This is a genomic window from Luteolibacter luteus (assembly GCF_012913485.1).
Lineage (GTDB): Bacteria > Verrucomicrobiota > Verrucomicrobiia > Verrucomicrobiales > Akkermansiaceae > Haloferula > Haloferula lutea.
This window is the reverse complement of record NZ_CP051774.1, coordinates 1,781,601-1,800,581: the sequence shown is the minus strand read 5'-3', so window position 1 is coordinate 1,800,581 and position 18,981 is coordinate 1,781,601. Positions and strand designations below refer to the sequence as shown.

Annotated in this window: 21 protein-coding genes; 10 read left to right on the top strand and 11 right to left on the bottom strand. The window is 61.0% G+C overall.

Annotation, left to right across the window (positions count from 1 at the left end):
- Positions 1-21 precede the first annotated feature (21 nt).
- Genes HHL09_RS07370 through HHL09_RS07350 form a run of 5 tightly spaced genes read right to left on the bottom strand, consistent with a single transcriptional unit; the run spans position 22 to position 4,662 of the window.
- The gene (locus HHL09_RS07370) at positions 22-1,044 is read right to left on the bottom strand and encodes a vWA domain-containing protein (RefSeq protein ID WP_205760990.1); all 1,023 of its coding nucleotides are present in this window, start codon (positions 1,042-1,044) and stop codon (positions 22-24) included.
- Complete coding sequence (locus HHL09_RS07365; protein WP_169453928.1) at positions 1,038-1,952, bottom strand: vWA domain-containing protein; 915 nt, start codon at positions 1,950-1,952, stop codon at positions 1,038-1,040. Before HHL09_RS07365 ends, HHL09_RS07370 begins: the two co-directional genes overlap by 7 nt.
- Before the next feature lie 6 nt (positions 1,953-1,958).
- Positions 1,959-2,753 carry a hypothetical protein gene (locus tag HHL09_RS07360; RefSeq protein ID WP_169453927.1) on the bottom strand — a complete coding sequence of 265 codons (795 nt, stop codon included), beginning with the start codon at positions 2,751-2,753 and terminating at the stop codon, positions 1,959-1,961.
- On the bottom strand, positions 2,750-3,613 hold the full coding sequence (locus tag HHL09_RS07355) for a DUF58 domain-containing protein (protein ID WP_169453926.1): 864 nt from the start codon (positions 3,611-3,613) through the stop codon (positions 2,750-2,752). The genes HHL09_RS07360 and HHL09_RS07355 overlap by 4 nt, the downstream gene beginning before the upstream one ends.
- A gap of 56 nt (positions 3,614-3,669) precedes the next feature.
- Complete coding sequence (locus HHL09_RS07350) at positions 3,670-4,662, bottom strand: AAA family ATPase (RefSeq protein ID WP_169453925.1); 993 nt, start codon at positions 4,660-4,662, stop codon at positions 3,670-3,672.
- Positions 4,663-4,818: 156 nt separating this feature from the next.
- Between HHL09_RS07350 and HHL09_RS07345 the strand changes: the two genes are divergently transcribed.
- The 3 genes from HHL09_RS07345 to HHL09_RS07335 are packed head-to-tail and all read left to right on the top strand — an operon-like array spanning position 4,819 to position 7,122.
- Positions 4,819-5,340, top strand: coding sequence for an RNA polymerase sigma factor (locus tag HHL09_RS07345; protein WP_169453924.1), 522 nt, complete (start codon positions 4,819-4,821; stop codon positions 5,338-5,340).
- Positions 5,341-5,344: 4 nt separating this feature from the next.
- Entirely contained in the window at positions 5,345-5,629 is a 285-nt protein-coding gene (locus HHL09_RS07340; protein WP_169453923.1) for a hypothetical protein, read from the top strand.
- Positions 5,630-5,640: 11 nt separating this feature from the next.
- The gene (locus tag HHL09_RS07335; RefSeq protein ID WP_169453922.1) at positions 5,641-7,122 is read left to right on the top strand and encodes a hypothetical protein; all 1,482 of its coding nucleotides are present in this window, start codon (positions 5,641-5,643) and stop codon (positions 7,120-7,122) included.
- Between the two features lie 33 nt (positions 7,123-7,155).
- Here HHL09_RS07335 and nagA read toward each other — a convergent pair whose 3' ends face one another.
- A complete protein-coding gene (nagA, locus tag HHL09_RS07330) occupies positions 7,156-8,292 on the bottom strand; it encodes an N-acetylglucosamine-6-phosphate deacetylase (protein ID WP_169453921.1) in 1,137 nt (378 codons plus the stop codon).
- Positions 8,293-8,414: 122 nt separating this feature from the next.
- On the opposite strand from nagA, the gene HHL09_RS07325 reads away from it, so the two are divergent.
- A complete protein-coding gene (locus tag HHL09_RS07325) occupies positions 8,415-8,996 on the top strand; it encodes a hypothetical protein (protein WP_169453920.1) in 582 nt (193 codons plus the stop codon).
- 65 nt (positions 8,997-9,061) lie between these two features.
- Positions 9,062-9,874 carry a CHAD domain-containing protein gene (locus tag HHL09_RS07320; protein WP_169453919.1) on the top strand — a complete coding sequence of 271 codons (813 nt, stop codon included), beginning with the start codon at positions 9,062-9,064 and terminating at the stop codon, positions 9,872-9,874.
- On the opposite strand, the gene HHL09_RS07315 is transcribed toward HHL09_RS07320, so the two are convergent.
- Positions 9,875-11,119: a hypothetical protein gene (locus HHL09_RS07315; RefSeq protein ID WP_169453918.1), complete on the bottom strand. Its 1,245-nt coding sequence runs from the start codon at positions 11,117-11,119 to the stop codon at positions 9,875-9,877. It lies immediately after the preceding gene.
- A gap of 160 nt (positions 11,120-11,279) precedes the next feature.
- Here HHL09_RS07315 and HHL09_RS07310 point away from each other — a divergent pair, with 160 nt between their 5' ends.
- Positions 11,280-11,891: an OmpH/Skp family outer membrane protein gene (locus HHL09_RS07310; protein WP_169453917.1), complete on the top strand. Its 612-nt coding sequence runs from the start codon at positions 11,280-11,282 to the stop codon at positions 11,889-11,891.
- Positions 11,892-11,992: 101 nt separating this feature from the next.
- On the opposite strand, the gene HHL09_RS07305 is transcribed toward HHL09_RS07310, so the two are convergent.
- Complete coding sequence (locus tag HHL09_RS07305; RefSeq protein ID WP_169453916.1) at positions 11,993-12,478, bottom strand: hypothetical protein; 486 nt, start codon at positions 12,476-12,478, stop codon at positions 11,993-11,995.
- 72 nt (positions 12,479-12,550) lie between these two features.
- Positions 12,551-13,615: a 3-deoxy-7-phosphoheptulonate synthase gene (locus HHL09_RS07300; RefSeq protein ID WP_169453915.1), complete on the bottom strand. Its 1,065-nt coding sequence runs from the start codon at positions 13,613-13,615 to the stop codon at positions 12,551-12,553.
- A gap of 111 nt (positions 13,616-13,726) precedes the next feature.
- Here HHL09_RS07300 and HHL09_RS07295 point away from each other — a divergent pair, with 111 nt between their 5' ends.
- The 4 genes from HHL09_RS07295 (at position 13,727) to HHL09_RS07280 (ending at position 17,526) form a co-directional block, all read left to right on the top strand.
- Positions 13,727-14,455 carry a TlyA family RNA methyltransferase gene (locus HHL09_RS07295; RefSeq protein WP_169453914.1) on the top strand — a complete coding sequence of 243 codons (729 nt, stop codon included), beginning with the start codon at positions 13,727-13,729 and terminating at the stop codon, positions 14,453-14,455.
- Positions 14,456-14,774: 319 nt separating this feature from the next.
- Entirely contained in the window at positions 14,775-15,629 is an 855-nt protein-coding gene (locus HHL09_RS07290; protein ID WP_169453913.1) for an NAD(+)/NADH kinase, read from the top strand.
- A gap of 124 nt (positions 15,630-15,753) precedes the next feature.
- Positions 15,754-16,074 carry a nuclear transport factor 2 family protein gene (locus HHL09_RS07285; protein ID WP_169453912.1) on the top strand — a complete coding sequence of 107 codons (321 nt, stop codon included), beginning with the start codon at positions 15,754-15,756 and terminating at the stop codon, positions 16,072-16,074.
- Positions 16,075-16,230: 156 nt separating this feature from the next.
- Positions 16,231-17,526 carry an aminopeptidase P N-terminal domain-containing protein gene (locus HHL09_RS07280; RefSeq protein WP_169453911.1) on the top strand — a complete coding sequence of 432 codons (1,296 nt, stop codon included), beginning with the start codon at positions 16,231-16,233 and terminating at the stop codon, positions 17,524-17,526.
- A 383-nt stretch (positions 17,527-17,909) separates the two neighbouring features.
- Here HHL09_RS07280 and HHL09_RS07275 read toward each other — a convergent pair whose 3' ends face one another.
- On the bottom strand, positions 17,910-18,443 hold the full coding sequence (locus HHL09_RS07275) for a hypothetical protein (protein WP_169453910.1): 534 nt from the start codon (positions 18,441-18,443) through the stop codon (positions 17,910-17,912).
- Positions 18,444-18,625: 182 nt separating this feature from the next.
- Positions 18,626-18,913 (bottom strand): hypothetical protein, encoded by a 288-nt coding sequence (locus tag HHL09_RS07270; protein WP_169453909.1) that lies wholly within the window; start codon positions 18,911-18,913, stop codon positions 18,626-18,628.
- Between the last annotated feature and the right edge of the window lie 68 nt (positions 18,914-18,981).

The following is an 18,981-nucleotide window of genomic DNA, read 5'->3' as shown; positions in this document are numbered from 1 at the left end:
GTCGCAAGTTGTACGAATTTGTCAGTGATGGGAAGCCGTGAGTTGTGGGGCTTCGGAAATCCGGCGGGCAGGAATTCGCTGGGGACCGGGGTTCCAGCGGGATCCGGCGAAATGGAGCAGCAGTGGCAGGCAGGCCAGTAGCGTCGAACCGAGGGCGGTCATGAAAATCGCAAGCTCCCGTTGTCCCGGCAGGCGCTTGGTGCCGTCCACGGCAATGGTGCCCAGACGCTCGAGCATTGCGGTGGGAACCAGCTTGGCATTGCCATCGTGATATTCTCCGCCGAGGCGCGTCGCGATCTGGCGGAGCGTGGCACCATCCTGGCGCGAGTGATGGCCGTCAATGAAGGTGCCTTTGGAGGGATCGCCGACGCCCGCCACGAGCACGCCGCCGATGGAGGGTGGCATCTTGGGCATCCCCGTGGCTGGCACGGAATCGCCGTCGCTGATCAACACCAGGGTCGCGGATTCCCGCGGCCACTTCGCGGCGATGGTGGCGGCTTCGGCCAGACCTTCGAGCAGCTTGGTCTTCCCGGATTCAAAGGCCTGATGCATCGGTAGATCGTCCATCAGGTTGTGGATGATCTCTAGATCCCGCGTCTCTTCGACGACCGGCTTTGCGCCATTGTAAACTGCGACCACCGTGGTGTGCAGTTTGTCATGGGCTGTCCGCGCGATCACCGATTCAAGGATCGCCCGGGCCCGGGCCATACGGCTTTCCTTCCCGGTGGCTCCGGCATCGCGGAGCCGCATGCTTGGCGAGACATCGAGCACCAGTAACAAGTGCTGGCGCTCCTTGGGCTCCACTTCCTTTACCGCGGAGCGATGCGCGGCGGGAGGGAGTAGCAGCAGGGTCGTGAGGCCCCAAATCAGCGCGGCGAGTCCGGCGATGCGGATCAGGGGCGCGGCCCGTCCTGCGAGTGATGGTTTTTTGCCCGGGCCAAATGCGAGTGCGGCGACATTCCGGATCCGCCCAAGATGAATCCACTCAGCTCCCGTGGCGAGCACGAGCGAGGCAAGAGCCAGCAATAGCGGGGTGGTCACCATGGCGTGTGGCGCAGGCCGAAGAGGGTGAAAAGATAGAGTCCGCCCAAGCAGAGACCGGCGATGGCGAAGGGCTCGAAGAAGTCGATGGGATCCGGCGTGACCCGCTTGAGAGGCGCCTTCTGCATCTCATCAATCTTCGCGAAGACTGCTTTCAAAGCGCCCGGATCACCCGCAGTGAAGACCTCGCCACCGGTCATCGAAGCGATCACCGCGACGGAATCCGGTGCTCCTCCCTCAGCGACATGGATGTCGTAGACCTTGATGCCATTGGCCTTCAGGCTCTGTGCGATTGCAACATCGACGCCGTTTTCGAGGTCGAAGCTTTCTCCATCGGTAAAGAGCACGATCATGCGGTCACCGGAAGTGCTGGAGAGCATGGTTTTTTCCGCCTCGCGCAGGGCCATGCCGATCATCGTTCCTCCAAACCAAGGCGGGAGCTTTTCAGGGCGCAGGAAAGGCGGCGCGCACTTGAAGGCGGAGACGTCATTGGTGAGTGGCACCCAATTCAATACGCTGCTGCCAAAGACCGTGAGGCCGAATGCGTCGCCTTTCCGGAAAGAGATGAAATCGTTTACCGCATCCATCGCGGCATCGTAGCGCGTCGAGGAGCCAAACTGCGCCATCATCGAGCCTGAGACATCGAGGCAGAAGAGGATATTCGTCATCTCACGCTCGCTGCGCGGTTGCTCGAAGCGGCGTGGTCCGGCGAGGATTGCGATCGCCAGCATGGCGAGAAGGATCGGCAGGAGTTCCGCGCTGCGGAGCAGGAAGCCAAGCAGGCGTGCACGAGGCAGCGGCTGATGATCGAAGGGCAGGGGGATACGTCGCCCGCTTCTCTTCCATAGGAATACCGCCAGCCCGACCGGCAGGACGAGCAGAGCGAGAAGCCATGGATGGGCGAAGGTCATCGTGGATCAGATGGAGGCGGCGTAGGGTGAGAGAAGCTTCTCGATTTCAGCCTGGGAGGTGGAGCTTGATGGGGCGTGGAGCCAGCGTTCCAAGGCAAGGATCAATGGTGATGCTTGAGGATCGGTTCGGAGCTTTGTCATGGCTTCCGCCGGGCTCAGCGCTGCGACCTCCGGCAGACGCTCGCGCCAATGGCCGATCACCAGACGCTCCAGTCTCGCCCGATCATCGGGTGTGAGCTTGCCTTTCGAAGCCTCATCGACCAAGGGGCGGAGGCGTTCGGCAAGAGAGGCTTGCGGCGTGTTTGTTTGGTCCTGATCAGCCGGCTTTTTCTTTTTCCAGATGAGGATCGCGCCAAGACCGGCCAGCCAGATGCCGCCGAGAACGGTCATGGTGGTGCGATAGCCGCCGAGCTTGGGGAGTTCGCCGCGCCCGATCTTGTTCGGGTAGCTCAGCCCGGCGGGCAGGGCACTGGTGATTTCCAAGGGGATCTCGGGTAGCTCGGCTGCCGCGCTGCCATCGGTGGGTTCAAGGTAGTCGGAAAGATTGTGGCGGCCTGCCTCGAGACCTTGGACTTCGAAGTCGTAGCGGCTCCCGTCTTTCGCCGGCTTCACCTCGAGGATGCGAACTACGAGAGGGGGTTCGCGATCCCGGCGCGGTTTCGCTTTCAGCTCCGTGCCTGGGATGTAGATCTCGGTCAGGTTGAGCGGCAGGCCGACGCGCTGGGTCGGCACCGGGCGCGTATCCTGTGCCTGAAGCGCGAGAGGCGAAAGAAGCAGGGCGATGAGGAGGCGTCGCGTCATTGGCGGTTGCGGCGGGAGACTCCTCCGCGGGAGCGGAGGAAGTGACGGAGCCGGCCGAGGAAGGGTGTGCCGGGCTGGATGAGGAAGTGATCCAGGGAGGCCTTCTTCAGGGACTCGGAGAGATTTTCCGTAGTGGAAAGCATGCGCCGCCCGTGGCTGAGCACCTCGCGGCCGGATTCGACTTCACGGCCGCGGAAGAGGCCCGCACCGGAGAGTTGATCCTCCGCGGGATCGCGGAAGATGAGGCAGATGCAGTCGTGCCGCGCTCCCACCAGCTTCAGCGCCGCGAGTGCATCCGGGTCATGGAAGTCGCTGAGCACGACGAGCAGGGAACGCTGCCGGAGAGATGGCTCCAGCGCGAGCAGGCGCTGGCCCAGGTTGGTGGGTTCGTCGAATCGATAGGTGCGCAGCGAGTGGAGCCATTGCAGCAGGACATCGCGGGAAAGGCTGGGCTGCACCACGAGGTCGCGGCCTCCGGCTCCGAGGACGCCTACGGGGCTCACTCGATCAAGGCAGGCCAGGGCGATGCCGCCCGCGACTTGGAGCGCCAGCCCGTATTTCCCCGGCGGATGCGAGGCGAGAGCCATCGATGCGGAGGTGTCCACCACCAGCCACACGGGCATCTGCTTCGGGGTTTCGAATTGCTTCACGTGCGCCTTGCCAGTGCGGGCGGTGACCCGCCAGTCGATCGACTTCACGGGGTCTCCTGGCTCGTAGCGGCGGGATTGCACGTATTCGATCCCTTGCCCGAGGAAGGGACTCTTGTCGGTGCCATAGCTCAAGCTGTCGGCGAGCCGCTTTACGGCCAGGTGGAACTGGCGGCTATCGAGCGGATCACAGTGCTGGAGGGTGGCATCCATCAGGAGCTACGGGAGAAATAGTAGATGAGAGATTGGAAAGCGTGTCGGCGCAGGTCTCAGGATACCGACTCCTCAAGAATCCCTCGCAGAACCCCTGCGGCTGTCTTTCCTTCCGCGAGGGCCTCGTAGGTCAAGCGGATGCGGTGGAGCATGACGTCTTCCGCGAGGGCGAAGAGATCTTCCGGGATGACGTAGTCGCGGCCATGGAGCAAAGCGCGGGCACGTGAGGCTTTTAGCAAGGAGATTCCGGCGCGCGGGGAACATCCGAGTTCCAGGTCGGCGTGCTTGCGGGTGCGCTCGACCACGTCGACGACATGCTTCAGGAAGACATCGCTGACGTGGATGTGGTTTGCTGCTTCCATGGCAGCGACGAGATCTGCCTCGCTGCCGATAGCCTCCTCTTTGATCATGTCGAACTCGGTGCGGGCCACGGCGCCGGAGCCCTCGCGTTTCACGCCGAGCTTCAGGTTTCGCCGGAGGATTTCCTCCTCTTCAGCCATCGTCGGGTAGCCGAGGCGATGGCAGAGCATGAAGCGGTCGAGCTGGGCTTCCGGAAGTTCGAAGGTGCCGCTTTGCTCGATCGGGTTCTGCGTGGCGATCACCAGGAAGGGGACGGGGAGGGCAAAGGATTGGCTGCCGATGGTCACCTTTCGCTCCTGCATCGCTTCCAAGAGGGCGCCTTGGACCTTGGGGGCGGCACGGTTGATTTCGTCTGCCAGCAGCAGGTTCGTGAAAACGGGGCCCTGATGGGTGCGGAAACCGCCAGTTCGCTCATCGAGGATCTCCGAACCGAGGATGTCGGAGGGGAGAAGGTCGATGGTGAACTGGATACGGCGGAAGTTCAGGTGCATCGCGCGGGCCAGCGTGTTCACCAGAAGTGTCTTCGCGAGGCCCGGCATCCCCTCCAGCAAGAGGTGACCGCTGGTGAGCAGGGCGATGAGCATGCGCTCCACGACCACATCCTGGCCGACGACGATGGTGCCGACCCGCTGGCGGATCGCCTGAAGATATTCCTTCGTTTCGGAAAGGGAGGAGTGGACGCTACTCATGGCATGGCAGGATGATTGCACTGATAACGCATTAATCAGTGCCGCTGCTCCAAGCCTTTGTTTGCAAAAAGATCATGAAATTTTGGAGAAGCCCATACTTTGTTCCGACAAGATACATCGGCTCAGACAAAACTTTCCCCTTCATGCGTCAGAGTCATGATGGGTAGCGCGAAGCGCGGGCTAACAGCGAAGGATCTCGAACGCATCCACGGCGAGCACGTGACGGCGATGTACCGCCACGGTCTCGCGCTGCTGCGGGATGAGACGGCGGTGCGAGATTTGCTTCAGGACGTTTTTCTCAAGCTCGCGGAAGGCCGGGTAGATCCGGGCGATCTTGAATCCGAACGCGCTTACCTCCTGCGCATGATTCACCACGGGGCGATCGACCGGCTGCGACGCGACAAGGTGCGGAGAGATCATGTCGAGAAAACGCCGGAGGAGATTTTCCAGTCCTCGCCTGATCCTGACCGGGAAGCCTTCCGTCGTCAGTTGGAAAGAGCGCTCGACCAGCTCCCGCCAGAGCAGCGGGAGATCGTCATCTTAAAGCTGTGGGAAGAACGGACCTTTGACGAAATATCCAAGATCTGTGGCATTTCCCTTAACACCGCGGCAAGCCGCTACCGGTATGCCCTAGACAAACTTCGCGGTTTCCTGCGTCCCACCTATGAAGAGCTTTGATCCCGTGAATCCAGGCGACGACAATGACTTTGAGGGACAACTGCGCAGCATCGAGCTGCGCCGCCCGCCGGAAGAGTGGAAGGCCCTCCTGCTGCCAAAGCCGGTGCCCCCACTCTTTCCGAAGCCATTGCTGATCGGACTGGCCGTCTGCTGGGCCGCTACTGCTGCCCTGTACTTCACAAGGCCGGAGGATGAATTGAAGGATCAACCGCTCATCCTGCCACCGGGGCAAATGCCCTTGGGGCAGCCTGGCGGGGCCTCCTCCCTGCTGGGGTTCAACGAACCCTAACGCTGAAACCGATGAAACGACTGATCCGCAAGAAATGGTTCCGCCGCTCCCTTCAGGGCCTCGTGATTGCTGTCTCCGCCCTTGCCCTTGCCGACGCCACCGTCAACCACCGTGCGGCCGGGACGAAACGGGACGCCGTCGAATTGCTGAAGTCCGGCGGGCATCTCGTCGAGGCCACGAAATTCCAAGTCGAGATGCCTCCGGATGAAGAGAACTTCGCCATGATCCCGATGCTGGTGGCTCTAAGGGCGGAGAACGAACTCCAGAGAGATATCCGGGTGAAGAAGCCGGTGGGAGAGAAGTTCGCGCTCCTGAGTCTGGATGCCACCGGGAAAGAAATCTACCTCAGCCGACCAGGCGAGCCGCTGGATCCGAAGATTTTTTCGGAAAGAATGGAGCTCAAGGGGACTGCTGTGGAGATGCTGAATCAATTTGATCAACGGCATGCCGAAGTTCTTGGAGCCCTGCGTGAAGGGATGCGGCGGCGCTGGGCGGTAATGCCGGCAAGAGTCGATTTCTCCAAGAAGGAAGCCTACAGCACCAGTATCGCGGACCTTTGGAAGATTAACCGAGCCTCGATAGGGCTCTCGCTCCGCACCGAACTGGCGATTCACGCGGGAAGGGGGGATATCGCGCTTGAGAGCCTGCTCATTAACCGCCGTTTGTCTGACCTGACGATATCGGAGACCGGGGCCGTCGCGCAGCTTTTCGCGTGGAATATCGACCGCTTTTCCATGCCCGCGCTTTTCCGGGGGATCTCGGCGGAAGTTTGGGATGCCGCGTCTTTGGAGAAGCTGCGACAAGCTTGGGCCGACCGTGATCCCAAGGATCGGATCGCGCGGACTCTCAATCTGGAAGGTGTAGGGATGGCGATCTACTGCGAGCACTGGAAAGAGGACAGCAGCCTCCCCTCGTCGTTGATCGAGGAATCCAAAGGATTTTTTTCCCGGCTCAGGTCGAGTGCCGCTCCCGATGCCTGGTTCGACATGAAGAGCGCGGAGATCCTCCGGCAAACGGATGCCTCCCTGGAACTCGTCCGGAGTGACCGGCCTCTTCAGTCGTGGTGGGATAATTCCATGGTGTCGGGTAAACCCGACGATTGGAGTGGATTGCACCCGAGGGAAAAAAGCTCGTTCGATCCGGGCTTGGAGGGATGGATCGGAAAGCTCTGTGATCTCGAACCCCTTGCGTTCGATTCACTGGTTTCGGCGATTCTCAAACGCGGCTCGAAAGCCATGGTGGACGACTCCTTGGTGCGCTTGGCCTGTTTGATAGGAGAATACAAGATCGCCCGCGGCGGTTACCCCGAGGCCTTGGATGCCGTCGGGGGAGATGACATCGTGGATCCTCTTAACGGGAAGCCCTTCGTCTATCGGGTAGAGAATGGGGCCTTCCGTCTTTATTCGGTCGGGCCGAATGGAATTGACGATGGTGGTAGCCGGGAGCCAGCGGACAAGTTCGGATCCCCGGAGCAATTGGACTGGGGTTGGTAGTGGTCCCATTCCCAAGCGCTGGATTACTGCGAGTCAGCGCTCCTCGCCTCCGACGAAAGTCTTCGCCACGCTGAAATCCTCGTTCAACAAGACGAGATCGCCGAGGAAGCCGGGCAGGATCTTGCCAAGGCTCTGCAGGCCGAGCGAGCGGGCCTGGTTCCATGAGGTGACCTTCACCAGGTCGGAAAGGGGCAGGCGGGTGATCTCGACGAGATTCTTGAGGCCCTCATTCGCCTTCAGCGTGGAGCCTGCCAAGGCACCACCTTCTTTCAGACGCGCGACATGGTCCTTCACCACCACGGCGAGACCGCCGAGATCCACTTCTCCTTCGCCGATCCAGGAGGCGGCGACGGAGTCGGTGATCATCATCAGTCGATCGATGGGGATGGTCGTGAAGATCAGCCGCAGCATATCCGGGGAGAGGTGGATGCCGTCGGCGATGAGTTCGATCATCAGGCGCTCGTCCACCATGCCGGCTCCGATGACGCCGATCTCCCGGTGATGGAGCGGGGTCATCGCGTTCCCGTAATGGGTCAGGTGGCTCAGGCCAGCATCGCAAGCGGTGAAGATTTGCGCCGCGGTGGCGGAGGTGTGGGCGGCAGAGCAGGTGATGCCTAGAGCGCGTGCGCCACGGATCAGCTCGACCGCTCCCGGCATTTCCGGGGCGAGGGAAAGGATCAGTGCCGGCATGATCGCATGCAGGTCTTCGATCTCGGCGAAATCGGGGGCGCGGACGAATTGCGGGTTCTGGGCACCGGCTCGCTCCTTGTTGATGAAGGGGCCCTCCACGTGCATGCCCGGGCAGCGGGTCAGGCCACCCTGGAAGCAGAACTGCGCGATCTTCCCGGCGATCGACTTTAGCTTCTCCTTCGGCTGCGTCAGCGTGGTCGGCAGCCAGGTGGTTACCCCTTCCTGCAGCTTGCGGCGGGCGATGTGCTGGAGGGACTCCAAGGTGTCATCGCAGACGTCGCAGCCATCTGCCCCGTGGCTGTGGATGTCGATGAAGCCGGGCATCAGCAGTTTGCCTTCGGCATCGAACTTTTCCTCGGCATTGGGAAGGTTGTTGCCCTCGATCACCGCGGTGATCCAGCCGTCCTCAATCAAAACGGCGGCGTGGGGAATATCGAGTCCGGGAGAAACGACGCGGGCGTTGGTAACGAGCTTTCGCATGTTAGAGGACAGCTTGGGGACCAGCTTTTTGCCCGGAAGGATGCTTCTTGGCGAGCCGGGATTTTTGCGGAAACGCGCAGCGGTGCCTTGGCAGAAACGCAAAGGACGCTATCGGTGGGGGCATGCTCTCCCGCCTCTTGAAAATGCTTGGTGCCACATCCTTCGTCCTCGCCCTCACCGGTTGTGGCGGCGGTCGCCTCGAAGCATGGGAAAAGGCGACGGGGGCGCGCAGCCAATCGCTGCAAGGAGCGTCCGATCTGCTGGGTGTCACGGTGCCGGTGCTGCGTGCCCAAGGTTTGGAGCGTGTCTGGGGAGCGCCGAAAATCCAACGCGATGGCAAGGGCGGCTACACACTGACCTATGCAGACCCGAAGCAACCCTTTACCCGGCTCATGATCCACGGGATGACCGAGGGGTTGCCAAAGCTTTCCTCGCCTCCGCCTTTCGGCGGCGAGCATATGGTCAATGACACCCTGACCGGCTACGAAAAGGAACAGGAGTGGCGGAAGGTCACGATCCTTGGCGAGTCCGTCCGCTGGTTCCAGGAATCAGCCAGCGGTGGAGCGGACGGTGCCTACTTCAGCACCGAAGGTTTCGTGCTGAAAGCTCCGGACGGACGGAAGGGCTACTACCGGTTGGTCGCGGAGCATGGCGATACTGCCGTGGCCGATGTAGAGCGTTGGTTTGGAAGCGTTTCCTTCTAAGAATCGGCAATCGTCACCGGGAAATGCCTGACAAGGCCGGAGGAGTCTGCTAGAGCTAGCTCTCCATGTCCGAAGCCCCGTCTGATTTTATCTCCGCGCGCCCCAATCTCATTGCGGCCAGCATCGAGATGGAGCGGATGCTCTCTGGTCTGACGGATTCCCACGGCCGCGTGGCGGATGAGATCCATGTGGTCCGGAAGCACGGCAAGCGCCTGCGCGGTGGATTGGCGGTGATCGGCGAGGCCAAGCCGTGCATTCGCTGGATCGCGGTGATCGGACGGATGCTAGGGGGTTCCCGTGATGCGGTCGTGAGGGCGAAAACCTGGGACTCGCTCAACATCGATTCGAGCATCCCGGGTTCGGTGGAAGCGGCGATTTATTCGATTCTGGGGCTGGAGGCACATGCTGCGGCGCGCCGGCCGCCTCAGGAAGTGATCGATTGGTCGTTGGCTGCGCTCGTGCAGGTGAGGAATCGTCTCGAGGCCCGGAGCGACGAGGAGACGGCGGAGCTTGCCGAGAAGGGCTCAGGCCATCTGAAGAAGCAGCTTAAAAAGCGTCTCAAGCGAGCCCTGCAGCGCGTCCATAACGAGGATTTCCACGATTGCCGGAAGGCCGCCAAGGCTTGGCTGGGAGGGATGTCGATTGTGGCTCCGGATCTGGAAATCCCGGCGAAGTCGGAAACGGAGAAGCTGGCCGACAATCTGGGCGACGAAAACGATCTGGAGGTCCTGGCGAAATGGCTGACCGACCGGGGCTTCACCCATGCCACCACCCGGGTGGCATGGAAGAGTCTGCTGAAGCGCCAGGAGAAGATCCGGCGGCGCTCGATCTCGCTCATTCGGAAGGAGCTGCTGCCGGTGATTGATCCGAAGAATTGATCAGTCCGTCTTGGCAGCGGTTGCGCTGAGCGCCTCGACCCGGAGCTGATAGGCCCTGCCGAAGCGGTCGTTCTTCACCGTGTAGTCCCAGTTCGCGAGGTGATTCGGATCCTTGCTTCGGGAGAGGGTCAGCCATTCTTGTTCCTTCCGGGGGCGGATCACCTCGCTACGGCCTACGAGGACACGAACCTGCTTTTCCGGAGCGGGGGAAACTTCCAGCGGCAAGATTGCGCCGGTTTTCGATTCCGGGAGGACCCAGAACACGCGGAGTCCTTCGGTTTCAAAGTAACTTTCCCACCAGGTTTCCACCATCGCGGTGGCTTCGCTCTTCAGCAGGCCGGTGGCGGTGAGGCCGGCTACCATTTCGCGGTACACCGGCTCCGGAAAGGGCGTTTCCCAGATCCCTGCTGCGATCATCTCTTCGGTCAGTTCTGATGAAGACATGGTGGACTTCGGGACTTCAGCTTTGCCCCGTTCGGCCAGGCCGCCTTTAACGAGACTCCAGCGGGTGGTCAGGCCTTCCCGCTCGAAGACGAAGGCGAAGGGGATTTGGCCGCCGCTCCTGTTTTCCAAATGCAGGGTCTCATCGCTGCTGACCGTAGTGCGCAGGCCCGGATCAAAATTTCCGATGCCGCGGTAGAAGAGGAAGCCCTCGGTCTCGCCCTTGGCGGTGCGAACCGCGTTTGCCTCGGGTACCCGGGGGCGCATCCAGTGCAGGGTTTCGCCCGGGCGGAAGAGGATGGCATTCCGGGATTCCTCCGGGGAGAGCACCCGGGCCTGCCATTCGATCGAGCCACTGTAAGGCTTTGAGAAATCAAGGACGCGCTTTGCGTGATCGGCTGGCGTCGGATTATCAGGCAGGGGAGGAAGAGGAGGCAGTTTTTCTCCGCCGCTGCGGTCCGGGTACCACTGGGAAATTGTACCACCTGAGAAGCCGACTTTCACTTTCACGTCGAAGGCCTTGTCGGAATGAAAGTAGATCACCGGAGTCTCCATTTTCACGGTCACCCCGGAGAGGGGACGGCGCATGAACCCTTTTACGGGCCGGCCATCGATCCGGGGGATATTCCCGTTCTCCAGCCCGGCATGGGAGTATGTGAAGCGGGGCAGGGGGGCTTCTTCACGGTCGAGGCCTTCCAGAAGAACGCCGTCGGAACCGGCGACGGTCGTGAAGGTGCCCCATTCGTGGAGCGTATAGGCGGAAAGAGGTCCCGCCATCAGCAGCAGCGCGGTGATCGTTCTCATAGCACTCCAAGGAAAGCCTGGGCATTGAGTCTAAACAAGATCGGAGATACGGCTTTACGTGGAATTTACGCTTCCGGGGAAAGGCGGGGCAGCTCCGGCGAAAAGGATTTCCACAATTCCGCTCCCGGTGCTAGGCATCGGCATCGCCAGTACGGAAACCATGAAACAACTGATCGCTCCCCTCATCGCCTTGGCTGTTACCTTCGGCGGGGTTTCCCACGCCCAGCAGGCCCGGTTGAAAGTCGCAACCGTGGACATGGAGGCGCTCTTCCAATCCTACAACCGCACCAAGGATGCGAAGGCCAAGATGGACGAGGATGTGGCCCGCGTGAAGAAGGATCAGGAGGAGCGCATGAACCGCCTGAAGGAAATTTCCGAGGCTGCCAAGGAATTGGGCAAGCAACTGGAAGACCCGGCGATCGCCGATAACAAGAAGCGCGAGCTTTTCTCCGCACGCCAGGTGAAGGTGCAGGAAGCGCAGACTCTCCAGACCGAGCTTGAGGAGTTCCTCCAGCGCAAGAGCCGCGCGTTCCAAGAGCAGAACAACATCGTGATGAAGGGCATCCTCGAGGAAATCCGCGTCAAGGTGCAGAAGCATGCGGAGGCCGAGGGCTACGACTACGTGATGGACAAGACCGGCAAGAGCACCTCGATGGTGCCGATCCTTCTCTATACGAAGGATGCGACCGACATGACGGAAACGCTGCTGAAGACCATCAACGACGGGGCTCCTGCATCGGCTCCGGAGGAGAAGAAAGAAGAAGGGAAGTAAGCCGCTGCTTCCTTAGAAGTTTTCGATTTCAGCCGGGTGTGGTTCGGAAAGGACCGCCCCGGCTTTTTTTGGTGCTGCGGCTGTGAAACCCGGGGCGAGGGTCATGGGTCGGCGAGTGGCGGGGGCGAGTCGACTTCTGCCTGCTGGTTGGCGTAGAACTTTTCCTCCCGCTTGTCCTGGCGATGCATGTGATAGAACCAGAAAGCGGTCCATCCGACCAAGGGGAGCCAGAGGGGTAAGAAGATCCGGAGGATCTTTACCGAGAAGAGCTGGTAGTCGTGCGTCTTCCACTCGAAGACGGGATTGAGGCTCGCACCGTTGGCACGCGAGGTATCGATGTCCCAGTTCGAGTGGCGGCTTCCCGACGAGGGGGTCTTGGAGGTGGACCTCTCGGAGCGGAAGCCGAGGCCGCCGTTGTTCAGGGTCAGCGAGGCTGAGACTGAAGATGAAGCGCTATATTTCGAGTAATCGACGTGGCTGGTTGAGAACATGGTGATGATCCATGTTCCGAAGAGAAACAGGAAGATCCCGAAGCCTTTCCAGAAGCGGCCGCTGCGGTGGATCCAGAATTTCGGGCGCTGAGACATGGCTTATCTTTGTGAGACAAGCCACCGGTCCCGTCGATGGGAAAGAGCGTCGTCCTCCCGCTAGCGAGCCGATCAAGCCTTGCGGCGCTCGCGAACGGCTTCGGCGAAGCGATCAAGCACGGAGACGGTGTCTTCCCAGCCGATGCAGGCATCAGTCACGGATTGGCCGCGAGTCAGCTTGCTGAGGTCGGGGACAAGCTTCTGGTTTCCTTCGACGAGGTTCGACTCGACCATGGTGGCGACAACGGTCTTCGAGCCTTCGGCGACTTGCTTGCAGAGGGCATTCGCGACCAGCGGCTGGTTGCGGTAATCCTTCAGCGAGTTGCCGTGGGAGCAATCGACCATGACGTGAGGTGGCAGGCCTTGCTCGCGGAGCATCTTCTCGACTTCGGCGATCTGCTCCTTCTCGTAGTTCGGGCCGCTCTTCCCGCCGCGCAGGATGATGTGGCAGGTGTCATTGCCAGTCGTGGAGACGATGGCGGAGACGCCTTGCTTGGTGACCGAGAGAAAATGGTGCGGGCGTGAGGAGGACTGGATGGCATCCAGAGCGATCTGGATGGAGCCGCCGGTGCCGTTCTTGAAGCCGACCGGCATTGAGAGGCCGGAGGCGAGCTCGCGGTGGACCTGGCTTTCGGTGGTGCGGGCACCGATGGCACCCCAGGCGATCAGGTCGGCGATGTATTGCGGGGAAATCGTGTCGAGGAACTCGGTACCGGCGGGCACGCCCATGTTGGCGAGTTCCAACAGGAGGCCGCGGGCGACGCGAAGGCCGTGGTTGATATCGAAGGAATCGTCGAGCTTCGGGTCATTGATCAGGCCCTTCCAGCCGACGGTGGTGCGCGGCTTCTCGAAGTAGACGCGCATGACGACGAAGAGGTCCTCCTTCAGGCGCTCGGCCTCGGCCTTGATGAGCTTGCCGTATTCGATCGCGGCTTCCGGGTCGTGGATCGAGCAAGGGCCGACGATGACCAGCAGGCGGTCGTCCTCGCCCTTCAGGATCGCATCGCACTGGGCACGGGCGGCGGCGACCAATTCCGAAGCTTCTTCGCTCACCGGCAGGAAATAGTTCAGGATCGCCGGTGAAATGAGCGGATTCAGGCCGGAGATTCGGAGGTCGTCGGTGCGGTGGCGGGTCACGGGCGGGAGGAAAGGGGAAGAAGTAGCGGGTAGCAAGTAGCGAGTAGCGAGGGATTTAACAGGATTCGGGCCTTGCCCGGCTACCGGGGGTGGCTCCTAACTTCCCGCCGGATGAAAAAAGAGCGTGCTGATGCCCTCCTCGTCGCCCGCGGACTCTGCGAGTCCCGGGAGCAGGCCAAGCGCCTGATTCTGGCTGGTGAGGTCCGCTCCGGCGACCATCTGGTGGACAAGCCCAGCACCAAGCTGGCCGAGGATGCGCCATTGGATATCAAGGAGAAACCGAAGTACGTCGGGCGGGGCGGGCTGAAGATGGAGGGGGCGCTGGCCTCGTTCGGGATTTCCCCGGAAGGCTGGACTTGTTTGGACATAGGGGCGTCCACCGGGGGCTTCACGGATTGCCTGCTCCAGCACGGGGCGGCGAAGGTCCATGCGATCGACGTGGGGACCAACCAGCTGGCCTACAAGCTGCGGATGGACCCGCGGGTGGTGGTGAAGGAGCAATTCAACGCCCGCGGTCTGGAAGTTTCGACGCTGGGAGAAAAGGTCCGGCTGATCGTGATGGATCTGTCCTTTATCTCGCTCACCAAGATCCTGCCGGCGGCTTTCGGGGTGCTGGAGGAGGGAGGTTCGATCGTTTGCCTGATCAAGCCGCAGTTCGAGCTGGAACGGGAGGACATCGGAAAGGGCGGGATTGTCCGGGACCCGGCATTGCACGAACGGGCGGTGGCGAAGATCCAAGCCTTCGTGACCGAGGAGCTGGGCCGCGAGTGGAAGGGGATCATCGACTCTCCGATCACCGGGACGGATGGAAACCGGGAGTTCCTCGCTTGGCTAGGCTGAGGATTTCCGATGGGAAAAGCCGCGGCCAAGCGCTGCCTGTTATGCCTGTTAAAACAGGGAAAATAACAGGCTGAGACGGCCCCTCGAACACCCGAGGTTCGGGTAATGAACGACGGGATCGGGATCGGGAGTGTCGCGGAGGGCTTGATGGGTCGTGAGGTGGGCATGGTTCCGGTTAATTTAGCCCGGGCTGGCGGCGGCGTTCTACTGCCAGGTGGTGCCCAAATGGTCCGCGGCGCCATTCAGCCATGACCTTTTCTCCTAGTAATCTCCCGGATCCCTTGCGGGAGGGGCGTTCAGCCGTTAGAAAAGGGACCACATGAAGGTCGGCGTCATTGCCAACACTGCGAAGGAGGGTGCGAGGAGCGCGATCGATCGCCTGACAGGGGCGCTTTCGATCCGTGGGATTGCCACCCTGTTGGAGCGCGAGGTCGCGGCGTATTGCCAACTGCCCGGTGGACTCGATGGTCCGGATCTGGCGGCGGAGTGCGATGTGATCGCGGTGCTCGGCGGCGATGGCACGATGCTGAATGCGGTGGCCAAGCTGGGCCCGACCGACAAGCCGGTGGCCGGCATCAACATCGGCACGCTTGGGTTCCTGACGAGTTGCACCGATGATGAGGTGGAGCTTTTCGCGGACACGCTGCTTTCCGGCGACTACAAGACCAGCCGCCGCACCTTGCTCTGCGCGGATGTGAAGGGTGTGGATGGTTCGTTGAAGACCTTCATGGCGCTGAACGAGATCGTGCTGGCCCGTGGTCAGACGGGTCGTCTGATTTCCCTGACGGCCTATATCGATGGCGACTTGCTGAACCGCTACAAGGCGGACGGCTTGATCGTGGCGACGCCGACGGGTTCGACAGCGTATTCACTATCCGCGGGTGGTCCGCTGATCAGTCCCTCGGCGGGGGCTTTCGTGATCACGCCGATCTGCCCGCATACGCTGAGCCAGCGTTCGCTGGTGATCAGTGATGCCTCGGTGGTGGAGCTGGCACCGGAGAATGCGGACGAGGCACCGATGCTCTTCACGGTGGATGGTCGGGATTGCGTCTCGATCAACCACGGCGACCGAATCGAGGTGCGGAAGGCGGACCATGTGCTGAACCTGCTGCGCTTGAAGGGGCACTCGTTCTATGAGGCGCTGCGGCAGAAGCTGAATTGGCGGGGCGGTTGAGAGACGGAGGCGATTTGGAAAGCGGGATCTTTAACCGCGAAAGGACGCGAAAGGGCGCGAAATTTGAACAGCCTTTGATGGCTTTCGTGATCGCCGTCCCGGGGTTATAGGGTTTTATTGAGCCATGCATCTGCCTGAACCTCTTCCCGAGTACTTTCGTGCGGCGAATGATGGGAACGCGGAGGAGGCGAGCGCCTGCTTTGCGGAGGAGGCGGTGGTCCATGACGAGGATCAGGAGCATCAAGGGCGCGCGGCGATCCGTGGGTGGATCGAGGAGACGACGGCCAAGTATTCGCCGCTGATGGTGCCGCGGGATGTGACGGACGATGGGAAGAATACGATCGTGACGGCGATGGTTTCGGGGGCTTTCCCGGGGAGCCCGATCGAGTTGGAGTATTGCTTCCAGATCCGGCGCGGGAGGATTGCGCGGCTGGAGATTAGGTGAGGGTGGGGCAGGCATCCCGAGGGGGGTGAAAGAAAAGGGACAGGCTGTTCGCTTGCTTGACCGGGGCTTCCGCCGATTCCGCAGCTTTTGCCAAGATTTCGGCGGGCCCTCTGAATCACGTTGCGGGGCGCGGGGGCTTCCGCTGGAGTCGGACCCATGCGCTACGACCCGATCGACCCGCAGCTCTTCATCCGGAATCGCGAGAAGCTCCGCGCCCAGCTCAAGCCGAACAGCATCGTCATCGTGCTGGCGAATGACATCTATCCGACGAATGCGGACGGGACGATGGCCTTCAAGCAGAACGCGGATCTCTTCTACCTCACCGGAGTCGATCAGGAGGATACCATGCTGGTGCTGATGCCGGATGCGAAGGATCCGAAGGAGCGCGAGATCCTGTTCGTGAAGGAAACCAGCGAGCACATTGCGATCTGGGAAGGCGAGAAGCTGACGAAGGAGCAGGCGAAGGCCGCGACCGGCATCGAGCGCATCGAGTGGGCCCACAGCTTCGAGTCCTGGCTGCACCGCCTGATCCCGCAGGCCGACAATATTTATCTGACCACGAACGAGCACCTGCGCGCCGTGGTGGTGGTGGAAACGGCGAACGACCGCTTCATCAAGAAGTGCCAGGCGCGCTACCCGCTGCACCGCTATGAGCGCCTGGCGCCGCTGATGCACCGCCTGCGGATCACGAAGGATCCTGTGGAGGTGGATATCATCCAGAAGGCCTGCAAGATCACCGAGGCCGGCTTCCGCCGCCTGCTCGGCTTCGTGAAGCCCGGCGTGGGCGAGTGGGAAGTGGAAGCCGAGTTGCTCCACGAATTCGTCCGTCAGGGATCACGCGGCTTCGCCTACGGCCCGATCATCGGCAGTGGCAAGAACGCCTGCGTGCTTCACTACGTGGAGAACGACAAGATCTGCCAAGATGGCGACATGCTCTTGCTCGATGTGGCCGCCGAGTACGCCGGTTGGGCCTCCGACCTGACCCGCACCATTCCGGTCAATGGCCGCTTCACCGCTCGCCAGAAGGAAGTTTACAACTCCGTGCTGCGCGTCTTCCGCGGCGCGAATGAAATCCTCCGCCCCGGCAACACCCCGCTGGAGTACCAGAAGCAGGTCATCGAGCTGATGGAAGCCGAACTCGTGCGACTCGGCCTGATCGGCGCGAAGGAAGCGAAAGAGCAGGGCCCGGACAAGCACCTCGTGAAGAAGTACTTCATGCATGGTACTTCGCACCACATGGGCCTCGACGTCCACGACGTGGCCCCGCCGCATGAGCCCTATGCGGAAGGCATGGTCTTCACCATCGAGCCCGGCATCTACATCCGCGAGGAAGGACTGGGCATCCGCATCGAGAACGATGTGGTCATCGGCAAGACCTCGAACTTCGACCTGATGAAGGACATCCCGATCGAGGTGGAAGAGATCGAGGAGTTGATGAATGCGAAACGCTAAAGGCCGCCCACAGAAGGTGGTCCGCACAGTCCCCTGTGCGGACGAAGCCATCTGGCCGCCATCGCCGGAAAGATGCTCCTAGCAGATCTCTCCGCATCTTCGTGCCCAAGTCCTGACCTACGCTTCTCCGGGCCAAGGGCCTGACCCATGCCAGCCTAGGGCGAATGCCCTAGGTAACCTTCCCGCATCCTGCCGGAGGGCTGTAAGCCCGATCTATTTGCAATTGCGGACGGCTCCGATCCAGATTCGACTCCGAAGGGATCGCAGCCCCCGGCTACTGGGGCTTTTCCCCTTTGGGGATAGGGAAGACGTGGCGGGGCAAGGCAAGCAGAGTGAAGTTCAATTTCGGCTCGACGAAGGTCAACCCACCTCGCCATGCCGTGCTATTTTTTGGATTGGTGCTCTGTCCCCTTCATGTTGGCGGCAATCACCACTTTGTTTATGAACGTCCAGATCATGATGTAGTAATCATCGTGGTCCCTGTATCGCCACTCTCCTTCGTGAGTGGGATCTCCATGCTTCTCCGCCAGATGCCGCGGCAAGTCATACTCCGACGGGTACTCGACGATGACCTCGTAGAGGGGGTGATCCCCATCGTTATCAAAGTAGAAGGTCGCTTCAGAAAATGCTTTGCCTTGATATCTCTTGGTTGTCGTGATCCGAAAATCGAAATCTTTCTCGGATGCGTCTTTGGCATGCTCAGTGCCCCGGAAATGTTCCAGCGACATACCCATTCGAATTCCTGTCAGCCCGTCTGGCAAATAGGACCCAGCCTCAACGCGTGGGATGCTTTCCGGAGCAGGCTTGAGGCTATCCGGTGCGACGATTTTGGCAGTCCCCACGAGCGATGGAAGAAGCATCAATCCGGCCGCCGCAAGTGCGATGATGATCAGCGTTGCCCATACAAGTCTCTTCATGGTGTGAACCTATCACGTGTGTTTCTTATTCTGATGTCCATCCGGAATTGGTCCAGTGTTGGTTGGATTACATCTCCCCGTCCTGCCCGACCTCGCCCGTGCTGCGGCACCCCACTCAGATCCTGCGAATGGCGCGCCGTGGCCTCATTCGGATACTCATTCACTTGAATTCCTGGGCGGCGTCATGTCCAAGGATCGGACCATGGCGTCACCGAAAACCAACTCAGTGACGAATCCTCTTCCCCGCGTGCCCAATACCCCAGTTCCTGCGGATGGTGAGCCAAAATCGCGGCGATTCTCTCAAACAACTCTCCCGGGATCGGCTCGTCTTGTGCGAACAGATGATCCAAACATGAGGTGATAAGCGTCGCGATCGCTGAACGATGCTCCATGCGATCTTCGGAGGCGTAGCCTTCCATGAAGTCTTGGATGCGATCACCGTCCGATACTTCGATTGGCCAGTGCTGCATCCATTTTTCCGAGGGAAGCTTGAGGCTCAGGGAGATCTCGCAATCACTTCCCAACTGAAGCAGGGAAG

Excerpts from the sequence above, each read along its gene's own strand:
- HHL09_RS07350 (WP_169453925.1), bottom strand. The coding sequence starts at position 4,662 with ATGAGTAGCGTCCACTCCTCCCTTTCCGAAACGAAGGAATATCTTCAG.
- nagA (WP_169453921.1), bottom strand. The coding sequence starts at position 8,292 with ATGCGAAAGCTCGTTACCAACGCCCGCGTCGTTTCTCCCGGACTCGAT.
- HHL09_RS07325 (WP_169453920.1), top strand. The coding sequence starts at position 8,415 with ATGCTCTCCCGCCTCTTGAAAATGCTTGGTGCCACATCCTTCGTCCTC.
- HHL09_RS07355 (WP_169453926.1), bottom strand. The coding sequence starts at position 3,613 with ATGGATGCCACCCTCCAGCACTGTGATCCGCTCGATAGCCGCCAGTTC.
- HHL09_RS07370 (WP_205760990.1), bottom strand. The coding sequence starts at position 1,044 with ATGGTGACCACCCCGCTATTGCTGGCTCTTGCCTCGCTCGTGCTCGCC.
- HHL09_RS07285 (WP_169453912.1), top strand. The coding sequence starts at position 15,754 with ATGCATCTGCCTGAACCTCTTCCCGAGTACTTTCGTGCGGCGAATGAT.
- HHL09_RS07310 (WP_169453917.1), top strand. The coding sequence starts at position 11,280 with ATGAAACAACTGATCGCTCCCCTCATCGCCTTGGCTGTTACCTTCGGC.
- HHL09_RS07275 (WP_169453910.1), bottom strand. The coding sequence starts at position 18,443 with ATGAAGAGACTTGTATGGGCAACGCTGATCATCATCGCACTTGCGGCG.
- HHL09_RS07295 (WP_169453914.1), top strand. The coding sequence starts at position 13,727 with ATGAAAAAAGAGCGTGCTGATGCCCTCCTCGTCGCCCGCGGACTCTGC.
- HHL09_RS07345 (WP_169453924.1), top strand. The coding sequence starts at position 4,819 with ATGATGGGTAGCGCGAAGCGCGGGCTAACAGCGAAGGATCTCGAACGC.
- HHL09_RS07305 (WP_169453916.1), bottom strand. The coding sequence starts at position 12,478 with ATGTCTCAGCGCCCGAAATTCTGGATCCACCGCAGCGGCCGCTTCTGG.
- HHL09_RS07280 (WP_169453911.1), top strand. The coding sequence starts at position 16,231 with ATGCGCTACGACCCGATCGACCCGCAGCTCTTCATCCGGAATCGCGAG.
- HHL09_RS07320 (WP_169453919.1), top strand. The coding sequence starts at position 9,062 with ATGTCCGAAGCCCCGTCTGATTTTATCTCCGCGCGCCCCAATCTCATT.
- HHL09_RS07270 (WP_169453909.1), bottom strand. The coding sequence starts at position 18,913 with ATGCAGCACTGGCCAATCGAAGTATCGGACGGTGATCGCATCCAAGAC.
- HHL09_RS07290 (WP_169453913.1), top strand. The coding sequence starts at position 14,775 with ATGAAGGTCGGCGTCATTGCCAACACTGCGAAGGAGGGTGCGAGGAGC.
- HHL09_RS07360 (WP_169453927.1), bottom strand. The coding sequence starts at position 2,753 with ATGACGCGACGCCTCCTCATCGCCCTGCTTCTTTCGCCTCTCGCGCTT.
- HHL09_RS07365 (WP_169453928.1), bottom strand. The coding sequence starts at position 1,952 with ATGACCTTCGCCCATCCATGGCTTCTCGCTCTGCTCGTCCTGCCGGTC.
- HHL09_RS07335 (WP_169453922.1), top strand. The coding sequence starts at position 5,641 with ATGAAACGACTGATCCGCAAGAAATGGTTCCGCCGCTCCCTTCAGGGC.
- HHL09_RS07315 (WP_169453918.1), bottom strand. The coding sequence starts at position 11,119 with ATGAGAACGATCACCGCGCTGCTGCTGATGGCGGGACCTCTTTCCGCC.